Below are 15917 nucleotides of genomic sequence, written 5' to 3' on the forward strand. Positions count from 1 at the left end.
TCAGGGCGCGACGCTGGGATCGGCAGCTTCGACGGCCGCGGTCAGTTTTTCGAGCGCACCGGCAAACGCGGCGCTGTTGCGCACCCAATAGGCTGGCCAATCGGCGATCTGTTCGGCAGCCGCGCCTGGGTTGAGCGTCCAGGTCGGCTGCGCCAATGCGGTTTCGAGCGTCGAGGCGGAGCGGTTGTCGACGAGGATCAGGTCGGCGGGGTATTTGTCGGCGTTTTCCCAGGACAGGGTCTCGAAGTAGTTGTTGCCGGTGGCGTCGACACCATCGGGGGAGATCAGGTTGAGGCCCCAGGACTGGAGATCGAGAAGTTCGGCGGCGCCCTTCGGATCGGCGACGTAGAGCGCGTCGTCACCGGCATAGACGGCGAGCGCGGTAAGGTCGGGCTTGGCCGCAACGGCAGCGGTGAAGGCATCGCGGGCGGCTTCGAAATCGGCTTTGTCTGCGGCGATGGCCGGGTCGCTGAGATCGGCGCCGAGGCTTTCGGCGAGGGTCTCGTAATCAGCGATCATGCCAACGATTGAGTCACTGGCGGCGACGCCGGTGATGGGAGCCAGCTGGGTCAGAAGCGCGGTCAGGTCCTGGCCGCCCGACCAGGCTTCGTTGCGGTCCCACCATTCGCCTATGATGAGATCGGGCTCGAGCGCCGCGGCCTTTTCGATATCCACCTCGGACCAAACCTGGCCGACGATTTCGATGCCGGAAAGATCGAGGCCTTCGAGCGCTTTGGCATCTGCAACGGCGCTATCGGCATAGATGCCGACGGGCCGGATGCCGAGGGGGATCAGGCCGGCGGCGGCATCCTGGCTTGCGATGATGCGGACGGGGGCGGCGTCGAGGGTCACGGTTTGTCCGTCGCCGCCCGTGTAGGTCCATTCCTGTGCCGTGGCGGCCAGGGTGGTGGTGGCGAGAAGTGTGACGGCAAGAGCGGCAGCGTGGCGCATGATGGCATCCCCGGAACGGTTTTGTTTTCCGTAGCGGGGGTAAGCTGAGTGGTCAAGTCAAGTTAGCAAGTGGTTCTTCGTCACTTTCCGGGCTGGCGAGCGCGGCCTTCCCCCACCCCGCCTCCCCCGTAAGGCGGGGGAGGAGTGCGCCGGTAGAGGGCTAACATCTCGCCACAGAGACGATCTAGCTCCTCCCCCGACTTACGGGGGAGGCTGGGAGGGGAGTTAGTGTCGCTTAGACCGGACGGCGGTATTGATAGATGCCAACGTCGATCGTGCCTTCGGTGAAGCCGGCTTCGCAGTAGCTGAGGTAGTAGACCCATTTGCGCTTGAAGCGTTCGTCGTAGCCGAGAGGGGCGATCATGGGCCAGCGTTCGAGGAAGCGTTCGCGCCAGAGCTTTAGGGTCTTGGCGTAGGAGAGGCCGAAATTTTCCACTTGTTCCAGGACCAGGCCGTAGCGCTTGCCGAATTCATCCATCACGGTCTTGGTCAGCAGCATGCCGCCGGGAAAGATGTAGCGCTGGATGAAGTCGGGGCCGGAGCGATAGCCTTCGAAATGCTCTTCGCGGATGGTGATGGCCTGGATGGCTGCGGTGCCCCCGGGCTTGAGGCGATCATGCAGCGTCTGGAAGTAGCTCGGCCAATTGTCTTCGCCGACCGCTTCAATCATTTCGATGGAGCCGATGTGGTCGAACTCACCGGTCGTGTGCCGGTAATCTTCGAAGACCAGAGTGGCGTGGCTGTCGAGGCCTTGGCGCGCGACGCGCTCCTGAGCGTATTTGAGCTGTTCGGCGGAGAGGGTGATGCCGCGCAGATTGGCCCGGTAGTCGCGGGCGACGGTTTCGGCGAAGCCGCCCCAGCCGCAGCCGATTTCGAGCACCGATGAGCCTTCGGTTATGCCAGCCATATCGGCGACGCGGCGATATTTTGCGCGCTGCGCTTCTTCGAGCGTCTGATCGCCCGAGGAGAAGATGGCCGAGGAATAGGTCATCGAGGGATCGAGCCACTGGCCGTAGAAGTCGTTGCCGAGATCGTAGTGCTCGGCGATGTTCTTCTTGGAGCCCTCAAGCGTGTTGCCGCGCGACATGTGGTAGTGAAGGTCGCCGGCCGCCTTTTTGAAGAAGCCCTTGTTGGCGTCGTCAAACATGGCGTGGTTCTGGAGGAAGAACCGGAAGACTGCCGTGAGGTCGTCGCTCTCGATATCGCCATTCATGTAGGCGGCGGCGAAACCGACGGTTCCGCGCTGCATGGCTTCGGTGATGACGCGGAAATTATTGAGTTTCAGCGTCGCATGATTGCCGCTGTTGGGCTGGCCGACGGTGCGCGTTCGGCCGTTTGGAAACACCACGGTGAGCGAGCCGTTGCGTGGACTTCCAAGCAGCGACACGCCGACACGTTCGACGAGCCAGGAGCTAAGGTGGGTCCAGGCTGAGGCGCCGGTTTGGGATTGATCTACGGCAGATTTGCTCATTGGCCGCTGTCCAACACTCGCGAAGGGCGACGGACCGAACGCTGTCGCCGGAAGCGCCAACGAGCCTTTGGCCGGTTGAGTCCAAACGGTGGCGCGGGCTCAATATTTAGCCCTTTGGAAGCCAGATGCAAGGGTGGTTGATCAGCGCGAAGGGCGGGCGATGTCTGTAAGGCGAAACTGTACCTGTTCGCGGCCTTGATAGTGATCGAGCGAGAGGCTGCCGGCGAAATGGAGCGGCGTGTCGGCATCGCGCATCAGGGTGTCGCCGATCGGCGTGCCAGCGGCGCGGAAGGCGATGGCCTTGAGCTTGGCGCCATCGTCGGACGCCAGCGAGAAACTGACATGACCGCCTTTGCCCACCACTTGTGGGAAGCGGGCCCGATGAGCCGGGAAGGCAAAGACGGGCGTGGGATTGCCTGAGCCGAACGGCCCTGCCCGCTCGATGCTGTGGAGAAGGTCGAGCGTTGCGCCGCGCGCGGAGAGCGCGGCGTCGACCTTTAGGGCCGAAGCGGCCCGAGCGGCGTGGACGCTGGGGCCGAGCTTATCGGCCATGAAGGCACGGAAGGGCCCGAGATCGCCGGGGCGCAGGCTGACGCCAGCGGCCATGGCGTGACCACCGCCCTTGGGGAGGAGGCCGGTTTCGACCGCTTCGATAACGGCGCTGCCGAGGTCGACACCGGGCATGGAGCGGCCGGAGCCGGTGCCGGTGCCGTCGGGATGAAGGGCGATGGCAAAGGTGGGGCGGTCGAAGCGTTCGCGCAGGCGCGCGGCGACGAGGCCGACGACGCCGGGGTGCCAATCGGCGGAGGCGAGGACGAGAATGGGGGGGCCTTCGCCAGAGCCGATCTCGGCTTCGGCGGTGGCACAGGCTTGCTCCACCGCCTCGACCTCGATGCGCTGGCGTTCGCCGTTAAGCTCCTCGAGCTTGGCGGCGATGACCATGGACTGATGCTCATCATCGAGGGCGAGAAGACGGGTGCCGAGCCCGGCATCGCCGATGCGGCCGCCGGCATTGATGCGCGGGCCGATGAGGAAGCCGAGGTGATAGGGATTAAGCGGGCCGTTGATGCGGGCCGCAAGGCCCAAGGCAGAAAGGCCCGGCTTTTCACCGCGACGGGCGACTTCGAGGCCGCGAATAACGAAGGCACGGTTGAGGCCGGTGAGCGGGACGACGTCGCAGATGGTGGCGAGGGCGACAAGGTCGAGAAGTTTGAGCAGGTCCGGCAGGCCGGTATCGCCGCGATTGCGTAAGGTTCGGTTGGTGGCGACGAGGACCATAAAGGTGACGCCGGCGGCGCAGAGATAGAAGAGGCCGGAAATGTCGTCAGGGCGATTGGGGTTCACCAGCGCGGACGCGGGCGGCAGATCATGGTCGGAAAGGTGGTGGTCGACGACCAGGACATCGACGCCGCGGTTGCGGGCATGGGCGATGGGGCCATCGCTGGTGGTGCCGCAATCGAGGGTGATGATGAGCGTAGCGCCGGCATCGATCAGTTTGTCCATGGCCGCAACGTTGGGGCCGTAGCCTTCGAAGATGCGGTCGGGAATGTGGACCTGCGGTTCGATGCCGAAGGCGCGCAGGAAGCGGGTCATGAGGGCGCAGGAGCAAGCGCCGTCGACGTCGTAATCACCGAAGAGGGCGATGGATTCGTGGTCGGTGATGGCCTTTGCGAGGCGCTCGGCAAGGGCGTCCATGTCGGTCAGCGTGGACGGGTCCGGCATCAGGGCGCGGATGGTGGGCTCGAGATAGGTCTGGGCGTCATCGATGCCGACGCCGCGGGCGGCAATGACGCGAGCGAGAATGTCGGGAATGTCGGAGCGCTGGCCGATGACGGTGGCGGCACGGGCGGCTGTGGTATCGAGGCGATCGATCCAGGCGCGGCCGGTGATGGAGCTCGTGATGTCGAGGAAGGGACGTGGAGTCTCGGGCATGGAGGGCTTTGGTTGGGGACTACACGCATATAGGTGGTTGTGGGGAGATCGCACACCCCCTTCCGAGCGTCGCTAGGCTCGTCCCTCGCCAAGCTTTGCTTGCCTTCCCCTCTGAGGGGGAAGGTGACATCGAGTATGTGGCACCTTCTTCGGACAAGCACTAGCTTCACCTTCCCCCTTGAGGGGAAGGCAAGCAAAGCTTAGCCGAAGGCTCAGCGCAGCTCGGAAGGGGGTGCCTACCGTGCGTGCCTTGCCCGGATCCAACGCGTGGTCTGGCTCCAGGAGCGCATGACGACGGTGCTGGTCTCTACCGAGCCGCGGCGGAGTTTTACGCCTTCGACCAGGGAGCCGTCGGTGACGCCGGTGGCGGAGAAGAGGACGTCGCCGGCGGCGAGTTCTTCGAGGGCGTAGATGCGGTTGGGGTCGGTGATGCCCATTTCGCGGGCGCGGTGGCGCTTGTCGGGGGTGTCGAGGATGAGCTTGCCCTGCATGTGGCCGCCGATGCAGCGGAGGGCGGCCGCGGCGAGGACGCCTTCGGGGGCGCCGCCGGAGCCGAGATAGATGTCGACGCCGGTATCCTCGGTGTTGACGGCGTGGATGACGCCGGCAATGTCGCCGTCAGACAAGAGTTTGACCGAGACGCCGGCGGTGCGCAGCTCTTCGAGAAGGCCAGCATGGCGGGGGCGGTCGAGGACGATGGCGGTGATTTCCGAGATCGGCACGCCCTTGGCCTTGGCGAGGGCGCGGACGTTTTCGGTGGCCGACCACTCGATGTGGACCGTCTCGGGCGCATAGGCAGCGCCGATGGCGATTTTATGCATGTAGACGTTGCGGGCGACGTTGAGGAGGCCGCCGCGCTCGGCCATGGCGAGGACGACGATGGAATCGGGCTGGTTCTTGGCGCAGAGGGTGACGCCTTCGAGTGGATCGACGGCGATGTCGACCTCAGCCCCCTGCCCGGCGCCGACCGGCTGGCCGATGAAAAGGTTGTCGCATTCGAACTCTTCGCCCTCGCCGATGACGATGCGGCCCGAGATCGAGACGCGATCGAGCTCGTCCTTCATGGCGGCGACGGCGGCGTCGTCGGCGGCTTTTTCATTGCCCTTGCCGCGCCATTCGGCAGCCGCGATGGCGGCGCGTTCGGTGACGCGGACCATTTCCAGAGCCAATGTACGGTGAAGGTGGGACGGACTTTTTCCGTCCTCGACTTTGCTGAGCTTCATCGTCCCCCCTGACGCGGCAGCGCCGAGACTAGAGCGTCTCGATCCGAATGAGCTGCGGCTCACCCACTATGAAGCCATCTGCAGCAATCTCTGCAAGCGCTTCGCGCACCGATGATTCCAAAGTCTGCTGCGTGATCATCACCACGGTGCGGGTCGGCGAGCCATCGGCGGAGATGGCTTTGGCACCAAGATCTGACCGCTGGATGACACTGTCGATCGAAATAGACTTGGCACCCATGCGCGAGGTGATGGCGGCCAGCGCACCGGGCACGTCCTTGGCAGAGAGGCGGATGTAGAAGCCGCCGGTATGGGCGCGGTCCGGCGCGTCGCGATAGGGCAGAAGCTCGGCACTGGGAACGCCGAGCGGGGGCACGCGGGTGCCGCGGGCGATGTCGAGGATGTCGGACAGGACCGATGATGCGGTGGGCGGACCACCGGCGCCGGGGCCGGCCAGCAGCAGTTCGTGCACGTGGTCGGTTTCGAGGGCGACGGCATTCATGACGCCATCGACGCCGGCGACAGCCGAGCCTTTGGGCACGAAGGTCGGGTGCACGCGCTGTTCGATGCCGTCGCTGGTGCGCTCGGCAATGCCCAAAAGCTTGATCTTGTAACCGAGCTCTGCGGCGACCTTGATGTCGTGCTGGGTGATCCGGGAGATGCCTTCGACGCGGATTTTGTCGGGTGCGATTTCGTAGCCGAAGCAGAGGGTAGCGAGGATCGAGAGCTTGTGGGCGGTGTCGAAGCCCTCGACGTCAAAGGTCGGGTCAGCTTCGGCATAACCCAGTGCCTGCGCGTCCTTGAGGCAATCGGCGAAAGTGATGCCTTCATTGCCCATGCGGGTCAGGATGTAGTTGCAGGTGCCGTTCATGATGCCGAAGACCTTGGCGATTCGGGCGGAGCCGAGGCCTTCGCGGAGGGTCTTGATGACGGGGATGCCGCCGGCGACGGCGGCTTCGAAGCCGAGCTGGGCACCGGATTCTTCGGCCATGCGCGCGAGGGTCACGCCATGCTTGGCGAGAAGCGCCTTGTTGGCGGTAACGACCGGGCGGCCGATTTCAAGGGCGGCTTTAACCGCGGCAAAGGCCGGGCCGTCTTCGCCGCCGATCAGTTCGACGAAAAGGTCGATGCCGTCCCATTTGGCGAGGGCAACGGGATCATCGAACCAGGTAAGGCCAGAAATGTCGATGCCTCGGTCGCGGGAGCGCGAGCGGGCGGCGACGGCGACGACTTCAAGATTGCGGCCGAGCTTGCGGGTCAGTTCGGCGCCATCCTTCTGGAGGATGCGCACGAGGGTGGCGCCGACATTGCCGAGCCCGGCGACGCCGATGCGGATCGGCGCCTGGCGGTCGGTTTCGCCGAATTCGGCCATTGCCTTCATGATGCGCGAGCGGGTTTCGCTGCGCGGTTCGCGGCCGTCGCGCAGGTCGAAGACGAAGAGCGGATCGCCGGCGACGATGCGGCCGAAACGGGTGGGAGTCCAACCGCGGGCAGAGATGAAGGATTCGACGGCTTGGCGGAAGGACTGAATATCACTCATGGTGGCGCCATCTGCATAGGAATTCGCCTAGGCGTCAATAGGAGTGGGGCGGCAGATGGCGCCGCCCCAAGGATTTATTCGGCTTTCGCTGCCGTGGCGGCGCGACCGACTTCGCCGACGACCTGCGGGAAGCCCCAGCGCAGGGACAATGGCGTGATGGCACCGGAGACTGCCATGGTCAGATCTTCGCCAACAAGGGTGGTGTAGGCCTCTTTGGCAACGAGCGGCGAGAGCTTGATGAGGTCGAGGCCGATGAAGTTATCGGCTGATTCCTGGTTGTCGTAGAAGCTCAGGAGCATGTCGGCCGGGATCTGGTCGAAGTTCTCGTAGCTCAGCGTATAGGCGATGCCGGTGGGCACGAGCGCGCCACCTTCAGGCGCCGGCGCGGGCACCATGCCTATATCGGCGAAGAGCTGGACGCGCGGATCACCTTCGATGCGCACCGAGACCTGTCCGTCGTTGCGGTTGACGACATTGGCGAAGACCGTGCCTTCGATGTCGGGATAGGCGGCAACCTGTTCGGCAAGGAAGCTTTCAGTGTCGGCGATCAGCGCTGCGGCCTTTTCGCTTTCACCCAGCGTCTGACCGGTCAGGGTCACGACATCCTGCCAGCGGATCAGCCATGGCTTTTCGGGATAGGCGACGACCGGCGCGATGGCGCTCAGGAGTTCGTATTCTTCGGCGGTGATACCGGAATATGGGGCAATGATCACGTCCGGGTCGAGCGCCGCGATGGCTTCGAGCGGCGCTTCGGGCGTGTTGGGGAGGACAGTTGGCATGTCGAGTCCGGCTTCGGTGATGGCCGCTTCGGTCCAGGGCAGGACGCCATCTTCGCCGCCGCCATAGGCAAAGAAGGGCATACCGACTGGGGTGAGGCCGAGATCAAGGACGACATCCTGAGCAGACCAGCCCCAGGTGACGACGCGCTCGGGCTTGGCCTCGATGGTGGTTTCACCGAGCGCATGCTGGATGGTGACCGGGAATGCATCCTGCGCGAGCACCGGCGCGGTCAGTGCTGTCGCGGTAATGGCGAGGAAAGAGAGATGACGCAGCATTTGAGTTTCCTTAATTGGTGACGGCGCGAGCGGCGGTGCCCAGCACATCGAGGTAACGAGGCAATCCCCAGCGGAGCGACAGAATGCTGGGCGGGGACACCGCAGCGACATTTTCGGTGCCGACCAGCGCCGCGAGACCGCCGCTGACGACGGGGGGATAGGTCTGGGCCTGCGGGGTGGCGAGCCAGGCGTCGAGCGCCGACTGCTCTTCGTGATAGGTGATGAAGATATCGGCCTCGAGCTGGTCGAAGAGTTCGTAGCTGAGGGGGTAGTAGAAAGCGTCATCGCCCGGCGAGAGCGCTGCGACGCTTGGGTCCATGACCATGCCGAAATCGGTCAGGAACTTCATACGGGCGTCGAGCGGTGCATAGACGGCCATGGCGCCATCGAAATCATTGGCGCTCGCGAACGTGACGTCCTTGAGCTCCGGATATTTGGCGAACTCAGCTTCCACCCAGGCATTGGTGTCGGCAAGCAACGCCTCGGCTTCGGTCTTGTGGCCAAGCGCCTCGCCGATGGTGATCGTCAGGTCCTGCCAGGAGGTGGACCAGGGCGCGCCAATATAGGCGATGGTCGGCGCGATGCCGGAAAGCAGCGCATATTGGTCTTCGGTGATGCCGGAATAGGCGGCGATGATGATGTCGGGCTGAAGTGACGCGATCTGTTCGATCGGCGGCTCCGCCGAGGCTTCGAGGACGGTCGGGATCTCGGCGCCCAGTTTTGCGAGGGCTTCCTCGACCCATTCGTGGACGCCATTGTCTCCACCGCCGTAGGACTGGAAGGGTATGCCGACCGGCACTTCGCCCAGCGCGATGACGACGTCCTCATTGCTCCAGCCCCAAGTGACGATGCGTTGCGGCTTGGCGTCGATCGTGGTCGCGCCATAGGCGTGCTGGATGGTGACGGGGAAGTCTTGCGCGATGGCGGTGCCGGTGAGACCGAGGGCGAGCGCTGCGACGAGGGCGAGATGGCGGATCGACATGGATCACCTTTTGCGTGGAATTGGTTCTCCATACGAAAGGTGACATTCGTTGTCATGTAAATTTTCAGACGCGCGCCAGCAGCACCATGACTTCGTAGTGGTCGGTCTGCGGGAACATGTCGAAGAGCCGAATGCGCTGGGGCCGGTAGCTCGGCATGGCGGCAATGTCGCGGGCGAGCGTTACGGCGTTGCAGCTGGAATAGACGATGGTTTGGACGCCCGAGGCTTCGAGCGTGGCGCAGAGCTGGGCGCCGAGGCCCCGGCGCGGCGGGTTGACGATGATGGCGTCGGGTGGCTCGGCAGCACTGAGAGCCGTGGCGTCGCCGACGGTAAACGTGACGTTGGTGAGGCCGGCTTCGGCTGCGCTGAGGCGTGCCGAGTCGATGGCGGCGGCACTTATCTCGACACCGTGCACATGGCGACTCGGCCCGGCGACGTGGAGGGCGAAGCCGCCGACGCCGCAATAGAGATCCCAGACGGAATGCGCGCTGGTTTCGTCGATCCACTCGCGGGCTTGGGCATAAAGCGCGGCGGCGATCTCGGTATTGGTCTGGAAGAAGCTGGCGGGGCGCAGATGAAGCGTGTGGCCGCCGAGGCGCATGGCCAGGGTCTCGCCATGCAGCATGATCTCTTCGTCGCCTTCGAGGACGGCCTTATGCTCGGGCAAGAGATTGACGCTGACGACCGCGAGCTGCGGCAGGGTGGCGAGAAGGCTGGGCAGATGCTTGCGAATGCGGCCAAGCGGCTCCGTGGAGCGCAAGACGAAGCGCAGCATCAGGTCGCTGTCGGGGGAAAGGGTCAGCAGGGCGTGCTTAAGCTCGCCGCGGCGGGTGGGCACGTCATAGGGGGTAAGGTGTGCCAGGGTAATGAAGGCTTTGATCGGTGCGAAGGCGACATGCAGTTCGGGGGCTAGAATGCCGCAGCCTGTCAAATCGACGCCGTGTTGCGCGGCGTCGAGAATACCGAGGGTCGGATTCTCCGCAGTGCCGCCGACGACCATCTTGGCGCGATTGCGGAAGGCGGCGGGGCTGCTGAGCATTGGCGGCAGCCATTGCGCATCGGGCCAGGCCGCCAGCAGTTGGCGCGCATGGGCCAGCTTGCCGTCGATCTGGGTGCCATAAGGCACGCCCATCAGCGTACAGGAGCGGCACTCGAAGCGGTCGAAGTAGCCGCACTGCATCGCGCCGCTCAGGAGCGAGGGAGCCGGCTGCGCCGCCTCCCCCAGGATCATCGCTTCGTGGCTCAAGCGGTCAGCGGGACGACATTGCCCTGCCCGCCCTTGCCGCCGAGCAGCTTCTTGACGTTGCGGGCCGCCTGGCGGATGCGCTGTTCGTTTTCGACGAAAGCGAGGCGGATATATTGATCGCCATATTCACCGAAGCCAACGCCGGGGGCGACGCCGACGCCGGTTTCCTGGATCAGGAGCTTGGCAAATTCTAGCGAGCCCATATGGGCAAACTGGGCCGGGATCGGTGCCCAGGCGAACATGGTGGCCTTCGGCACGGGAATGTCCCAGCCGGAGCGGGCGAAGCTATCGACCAGAACGTCGCGGCGGTTTTTGTAGACCTTGCGGACTTCCGAGATGACGTCGTCGGAGCCGTTGAGGGCAGCGACGGCCGCGACCTGGATGGGGGTGAACGCGCCATAGTCGAGGTAGGATTTGACGCGGGCAAGCGCGGCGATCAGGCGCTCGTTGCCGACGGCGAAGCCGACGCGCCAGCCGGGCATGGAATAGGTTTTGGACATCGAGGTGAACTCGACCGAAATATCAATGGCGCCGGGCACCTGCAGCACGGAGGGCGGCGGCGCGTCTTCATCGAAATAGATCTCGGAATAGGCGAGATCGGAGAGGATGAAGATGTCGTTGGCGCGGCAGTATTTGACGACTTCGGTGTAGAAATCCAGATCGGCCGTGTAGGCGGTCGGGTTGGCCGGGTAGTTGAGGACCAGCGCGATAGGCTTGGGGATCGAGTGGCGCACGGCGCGATCGAGCGAGCGCATGAAGTCTTCATTCGGGTCGGCCGGCATGGAGCGGACGACGCCGCCGCTCATGATGAAGCCGAAGGAATGGATGGGATAGGTCGGGTTTGGCACCAGAACCACGTCGCCGGGGGCGGTGATGGCCGAGGCCATGTTGGCGAAGCCTTCCTTGGAGCCGAGGGTGGCGACGACCTGGGTATCGGGATTGAGCTTCACGCCAAAGCGGCGGCCATAATAGCTGGCCTGGGCCTTGCGGAGACCGGGAATGCCGCGGGACGTGGAATAGCGATGGGTGCGCGGATCCTTCACCGTTTCCTGGAGCTTTGCCACGATGTGATCGGGCGTCGGCATGTCCGGATTGCCCATGCCGAGATCGATAATGTCGACGCCATCGGCGCGCGCCTTGGCCTTGAGCGGATCGATATGGGCAAAGACGTAAGGGGGAAGACGGCGGATGCGATGGAAAACTTCGCTCATGTGATTCCTCGGTGGTCCAGCTAAGGACCAGACTGGCCGCGACGCGCTCTGGCGCTGCCTCATATGGAGGGTCGATTATCGCGGAATTATGGTTTTGAACGGGTTAAGCGCCCGGCATGGCTGGGCGGATCAGCATTTTCGGCTCCTCCCGGCCACTTGGTGGCCATGCGGGAAGAGCTATCGGGCGTTTGCCGCTGCGGCAGCCACAGGGGCTGCCACCAATGCGCCGGCGAGCAATGCTCCAACCAATGCGACGGTGAACGGAGACGCCATGTCTCTTGCCCTTAAGAAATGCTTTCTGGTACCACGTCCAAACGCGGCTGGAGCTTTATAGGGGTGTTCGCGCGCCCTTGTAAATGGCGACCGAGCCTTACATGTATCGGCGATGCCGGCTGAGCCGCAGAGTGTTTCCAGGTGGGTGGATGAGTAAGCGCATCGCTATCGCAACGATCGGCACCGCCGGCGATGTCAGGCCGTATCTGGCCCTCGCGATCGAGCTCAAGCAGCGTGGCTATGACGTGGTGCTGGGCACCAATTCAGACTTCGAAGGTCTCGTCACCGCGCATGGGATCGAGTTCCACAGCATGGGAACCAAGATCCAGGAATGGCTGCAAGAATCGCGTTTCGACAACGCGATCAGCAAGATGAAATTTCACCACTTCCCGCAATTGCTGCGCTCCGGGCAGGAGCTGGTGATGCGGGCGGCGGAAAATGCCTGGGACATGGCCCAGGGCGCCGATGCCATGGTCGTCAACATCAATACCAGCTTCGGCATCGACATCGCCGAGGCGCTCAATATTCCGGTGATCATGACGGCGATGCAGCCGCTCAACCCGACGCGGGAATTTCCGGTGAGCGCTTATGAAATGCCGGACCTGGGGCCGACGTTCAACAAGCTCAGCTATATCGCGATGAACATCCAGCAGGCCTATTTCGATCTGCCGCGCGACAAGCTGCGCAAGGGCTTGATGGGGCTAAACGCGCGCAAGCGCGGTGGGCTGTTCAAGGACAGCCTGGGCAACAACCTGCCGACGCTCTACAATTTTTCCTCCATCGTTTCCCCGCGCCCGCGCGATTGGCCGCAGACGGCGGTGGTCACCGGCTTCTGGTATCTCGACGATATTTCGGGTTGGACGCCATCCGCGGAACTGCAGCAGTTTTTGGATGCGGGACCGGCGCCAGTCTATATCGGCTTTGGTTCCATGCCGTTCGGGGCGGATCGCAATACGGAAATCCTTCGTGAGGCGCTGCGGCGCTGGGGCGGGCGAGCGATCGTGGCGCGCGGCTGGGGGGGCATCAATACCGATGAGCTGCCGGCCAATGTTTTCGCCGTGGACGAAGCGCCGCATGACAAGCTGTTTCAGCTGGTTTCAGCCGTCGTGCATCATGGCGGCGCTGGGACCACCGCAGCGGGACTGCGCGCCGGCAAGCCGACCTTTACGGTGCCGCAGGCTTACGACCAGCGCTATTGGGGCCGGCGCGTGCGTGCGCTCGGTTGTGGGCCGGCTCCGGTCCGATTGCGGTCGCTGACGGCGGACAAGCTGGCGGATGCTTTGACCGAGCTCACCACCAATCCGGCGATGGCGGCCAATGCCAAGTCCGTCGGCAAGGCACTATCCGAGGAAACCGGCATCGAGACGGCCGTCGATTTCATCGAGGCGACCGTGGCTGCGGCACAGGCGGGGGCACGGCGGTTTCCCGTAGCGGGCTAGACGAGCGCTTCTTTCCCACCGATGACCAGAAACAAAAATGGCGGCCCGGAGGCCGCCATTTGCTTTAGTGGGTGACCCCGAGCGGGGCGTCGTCTACCGGGTCCACTTTGGCGGGGACCGCGGGCTGGGCATCATAATCCCATTCGATGGCCTCGGGCTTGCGCACCAGGGCACGCTCGATGACCTGGTCCATGCGGGAGACCGGAACGATCTCCATGCCTTCCTTGACGATGTCCGGGATCTCGATGAGATCGCGCACATTTTCCTCGGGGATGAGCACGGTCTTGATGCCTCCGCGAAGCGCGGCAAGCAGCTTTTCCTTGAGCCCGCCGATGGGCAGCACCCTGCCCCGCAGCGTTATTTCGCCGGTCATGGCGACATCGTTGCGGACCGGAATGCCGGTCATCACCGAAACGATCGCCGTGGCGAGGCCGATACCGGCCGACGGACCATCCTTGGGGGTGGCGCCTTCGGGCAGGTGGACGTGAATGTCACGCGTATCGAACAGCGGCGGCTTGATGCCGAAGTCGATCGAGCGGGACTTCACATAGGCCGTGGCGGCGGTCAGCGATTCCTTCATCACTTCCTTGATGTTGCCGGTGACCGACATGCGGCCCTTGCCCGGCGTCATCACGCCTTCGATGGTGAGAATTTCGCCACCGACCGAGGTCCAGGCGAGACCGGTCACGAGACCGACTTGGGCTTCGGCTTCGATCTCGCCATGCTTGAACACCTGCGGGCCGAGATATTCGGCGAGCTTTTCATCGGTGATCTCGATGGACTTGACCTTGGTCCGAACGATGTCGGTCACGGCCTTGCGCATCAGCTTGGAGATCTCGCGCTTGAGATTGCGGACGCCGGCTTCGCGGGTATAGCCGCGAACGACCTTCATCAGCATCTCATCGCTGAGCACGAATTCGCCATGGGCCACGCCGTTTTCACGAGCGGCTTCGGGGATAAGGTGCTGCTTGGCGATCGCGTGCTTTTCTTCCTCGGTGTAACCCGAGAGACGGATAATCTCCATGCGGTCCATCAGCGGACCCGGAATGTTGAGCGTGTTCGAAGTGGTGACGAACATCACGTCGCTCAGGTCGAAATCGACTTCGAGGTAGTGATCGTTGAACGAGTTGTTCTGTTCCGGATCGAGCACTTCAAGCAAGGCCGACGACGGATCGCCGCGGAAGTCCTGGCCCATCTTGTCGATCTCGTCGAGGAGGAACAGCGGGTTGTTCTTGCCCACTTTCTTCAGCGACTGGATGATCTTGCCGGGCATGGACCCGATATAGGTGCGGCGGTGACCGCGGATTTCGGCTTCGTCGCGCACGCCGCCGAGGGCCATGCGAACGAATTCACGACCGGTAGCCTTGGCGATAGACTTGCCGAGCGAGGTCTTGCCGACGCCCGGAGGGCCGACGAGGCAGAGGATCGGACCCTTGAGCGTGCCGGTACGGGCCTGCACGGCCAGATATTCGAGGATACGTTCCTTGACCTTTTCGAGACCGTAGTGATCGGCGTCGAGAACCTTTTCGGCCAGCAGCAGATCGCGCTTGACCTTGCTCTTCTTGCCCCAGGGCAGGCCGAGCAGGGTATCCAGATAGTTGCGAACGACCGTTGCCTCGGCGGACATCGGGCTCATGGCCTTGAGCTTCTTGATCTCGCCGTCGGCTTTGGCACGGGCTTCCTTGGAAAGCTTGGTCTTGGCGATGCGCTCTTCGAGCTCGGTGATCTCGTTGGCACCGTCTTCGCCGTCGCCCAATTCCTTTTGGATCGCCTTCATCTGCTCGTTGAGGTAGTACTCGCGCTGCGTCTTTTCCATCTGCCGCTTGACGCGGGAGCGGATGCGCTTTTCGACCTGCAACACGCCGATCTCGCCTTCCATAAGGCCAATGACCTTCTGGAGGCGCTCGATGACCGAAACGGTTTCGAGCAACTCTTCCTTTTCGGGGATTTTGATCACGAGGTGGCTGGCGATGGTATCGGCCAGCTTGCTTGAATTCTCGATCTGCCCGACGGCAGCGACGACCTCGGCGGAGATCTTTTTGTTGAGCTTGACGTAGTTTTCGAACTCGGAGGTGGCCGAACGGGTCAGCGCTTCGATTTCGGTCGCGTCTTCCGCAGGCTCGGGGAGGATGGAGGCCTCGGCCTCGAAATAGTCCTCGGTCTGCAGGTAATTATCGATGGTCGCACGATGCAGGCCCTCGACCAGCACCTTGACGGTGCCGTCCGGAAGCTTGAGCAGCTGCAAAACGGTGGCAATGGTGCCCGTGGGGTAGATCTGATCCGGGGCCGGATCATCATCCTGCGCGTTCTTCTGCGTCACGACGAGAATGTGCTTGTCGTCGCGCATGACCTCTTCCAGCGCCTTGACCGACTTTTCCCGGCCAACGAACAGCGGCACGATCATGCCGGGGAAGACGACAATGTCGCGCAGGGGGAGAACCGGGTAGACCCGGTCCCGGCTGTTTTCGCCGGGGGAAGTAGCTTCCGACATCACATTTCCTTTCCGGGGCGCGCCGGAGGAAGGAAGAAAGCGCGCCCGTATAACGATCGGCCAATCATGCGAGGCTGGTCGATTCCGGTTAATAAATAGGGTGCCC

Annotated in this window: 11 protein-coding genes; 1 reads left to right on the forward strand and 10 read right to left on the reverse strand. The window is 63.5% G+C overall.

Translation table 11 applies throughout. The features are described from left to right. The 9 genes from JI748_RS07785 to JI748_RS07825 form a co-directional block, all read right to left on the reverse strand. Positions 1–951, reverse strand: a complete 951-nt coding sequence (locus tag JI748_RS07785) for an ABC transporter substrate-binding protein (RefSeq protein WP_201636577.1) — start codon at positions 949–951, stop codon at positions 1–3. Between the two features lie 235 nt (positions 952–1186). Continuing rightward, positions 1187–2422, reverse strand: coding sequence for an SAM-dependent methyltransferase (locus tag JI748_RS07790; RefSeq protein WP_201636579.1), 1236 nt, complete (start codon positions 2420–2422; stop codon positions 1187–1189). Between the two features lie 141 nt (positions 2423–2563). Continuing rightward, on the reverse strand, positions 2564–4354 hold the full coding sequence (gene recJ, locus JI748_RS07795) for a single-stranded-DNA-specific exonuclease RecJ (RefSeq protein ID WP_201636581.1): 1791 nt from the start codon (positions 4352–4354) through the stop codon (positions 2564–2566). A 236-nt stretch (positions 4355–4590) separates the two neighbouring features. Next, a complete protein-coding gene (gene glpX / locus JI748_RS07800; protein WP_201636583.1) occupies positions 4591–5577 on the reverse strand; it encodes a class II fructose-bisphosphatase in 987 nt (328 codons plus the stop codon). Between the two features lie 28 nt (positions 5578–5605). Continuing rightward, positions 5606–6946: a homoserine dehydrogenase gene (locus JI748_RS07805; RefSeq protein WP_233280671.1), complete on the reverse strand. Its 1341-nt coding sequence runs from the start codon at positions 6944–6946 to the stop codon at positions 5606–5608. A gap of 242 nt (positions 6947–7188) precedes the next feature. Continuing rightward, positions 7189–8169 carry an ABC transporter substrate-binding protein gene (locus tag JI748_RS07810; RefSeq protein ID WP_201636588.1) on the reverse strand — a complete coding sequence of 327 codons (981 nt, stop codon included), beginning with the start codon at positions 8167–8169 and terminating at the stop codon, positions 7189–7191. A gap of 10 nt (positions 8170–8179) precedes the next feature. After that, positions 8180–9151 (reverse strand): ABC transporter substrate-binding protein, encoded by a 972-nt coding sequence (locus tag JI748_RS07815; protein ID WP_201636590.1) that lies wholly within the window; start codon positions 9149–9151, stop codon positions 8180–8182. Between the two features lie 64 nt (positions 9152–9215). After that, positions 9216–10397 (reverse strand): 23S rRNA (uracil(747)-C(5))-methyltransferase RlmC, encoded by a 1182-nt coding sequence (gene rlmC / locus JI748_RS07820; RefSeq protein ID WP_201636592.1) that lies wholly within the window; start codon positions 10395–10397, stop codon positions 9216–9218. Beyond that, positions 10394–11608: an LL-diaminopimelate aminotransferase gene (locus JI748_RS07825; RefSeq protein WP_164535333.1), complete on the reverse strand. Its 1215-nt coding sequence runs from the start codon at positions 11606–11608 to the stop codon at positions 10394–10396. The genes rlmC and JI748_RS07825 overlap by 4 nt, the downstream gene beginning before the upstream one ends. Positions 11609–12030: 422 nt before the next feature. On the opposite strand from JI748_RS07825, the gene JI748_RS07830 reads away from it, so the two are divergent. After that, on the forward strand, positions 12031–13320 hold the full coding sequence (locus JI748_RS07830; RefSeq protein ID WP_201636594.1) for a glycosyltransferase: 1290 nt from the start codon (positions 12031–12033) through the stop codon (positions 13318–13320). A gap of 64 nt (positions 13321–13384) precedes the next feature. Here JI748_RS07830 and lon read toward each other — a convergent pair whose 3' ends face one another. Continuing rightward, entirely contained in the window at positions 13385–15811 is a 2427-nt protein-coding gene (lon, locus tag JI748_RS07835; RefSeq protein ID WP_201636596.1) for an endopeptidase La, read from the reverse strand. Positions 15812–15917: the final 106 nt, after the last annotated feature.

Origin of the sequence: Devosia rhizoryzae (assembly GCF_016698665.1) — a bacterium.
In the GTDB taxonomy this organism is placed as follows: Bacteria; Pseudomonadota; Alphaproteobacteria; order Rhizobiales; family Devosiaceae; genus Devosia; species Devosia rhizoryzae.

Bases quoted from the DNA above. Each gene is read 5' to 3' on its own strand.
- JI748_RS07785 (WP_201636577.1), bottom strand. From the start codon at position 951: ATGCGCCACGCTGCCGCTCTTGCCGTCACACTTCTCGCCACCACCACC.
- JI748_RS07790 (WP_201636579.1), bottom strand. From the start codon at position 2,422: ATGAGCAAATCTGCCGTAGATCAATCCCAAACCGGCGCCTCAGCCTGG.
- recJ (WP_201636581.1), bottom strand. From the start codon at position 4,354: ATGCCCGAGACTCCACGTCCCTTCCTCGACATCACGAGCTCCATCACC.
- glpX (WP_201636583.1), bottom strand. From the start codon at position 5,577: ATGAAGCTCAGCAAAGTCGAGGACGGAAAAAGTCCGTCCCACCTTCAC.
- JI748_RS07805 (WP_233280671.1), bottom strand. From the start codon at position 6,946: ATGGCCGAATTCGGCGAAACCGACCGCCAGGCGCCGATCCGCATCGGC.
- JI748_RS07810 (WP_201636588.1), bottom strand. From the start codon at position 8,169: ATGCTGCGTCATCTCTCTTTCCTCGCCATTACCGCGACAGCACTGACC.
- JI748_RS07815 (WP_201636590.1), bottom strand. From the start codon at position 9,151: ATGTCGATCCGCCATCTCGCCCTCGTCGCAGCGCTCGCCCTCGGTCTC.
- JI748_RS07825 (WP_164535333.1), bottom strand. From the start codon at position 11,608: ATGAGCGAAGTTTTCCATCGCATCCGCCGTCTTCCCCCTTACGTCTTT.
- JI748_RS07830 (WP_201636594.1), top strand. From the start codon at position 12,031: ATGAGTAAGCGCATCGCTATCGCAACGATCGGCACCGCCGGCGATGTC.
- lon (WP_201636596.1), bottom strand. From the start codon at position 15,811: ATGTCGGAAGCTACTTCCCCCGGCGAAAACAGCCGGGACCGGGTCTAC.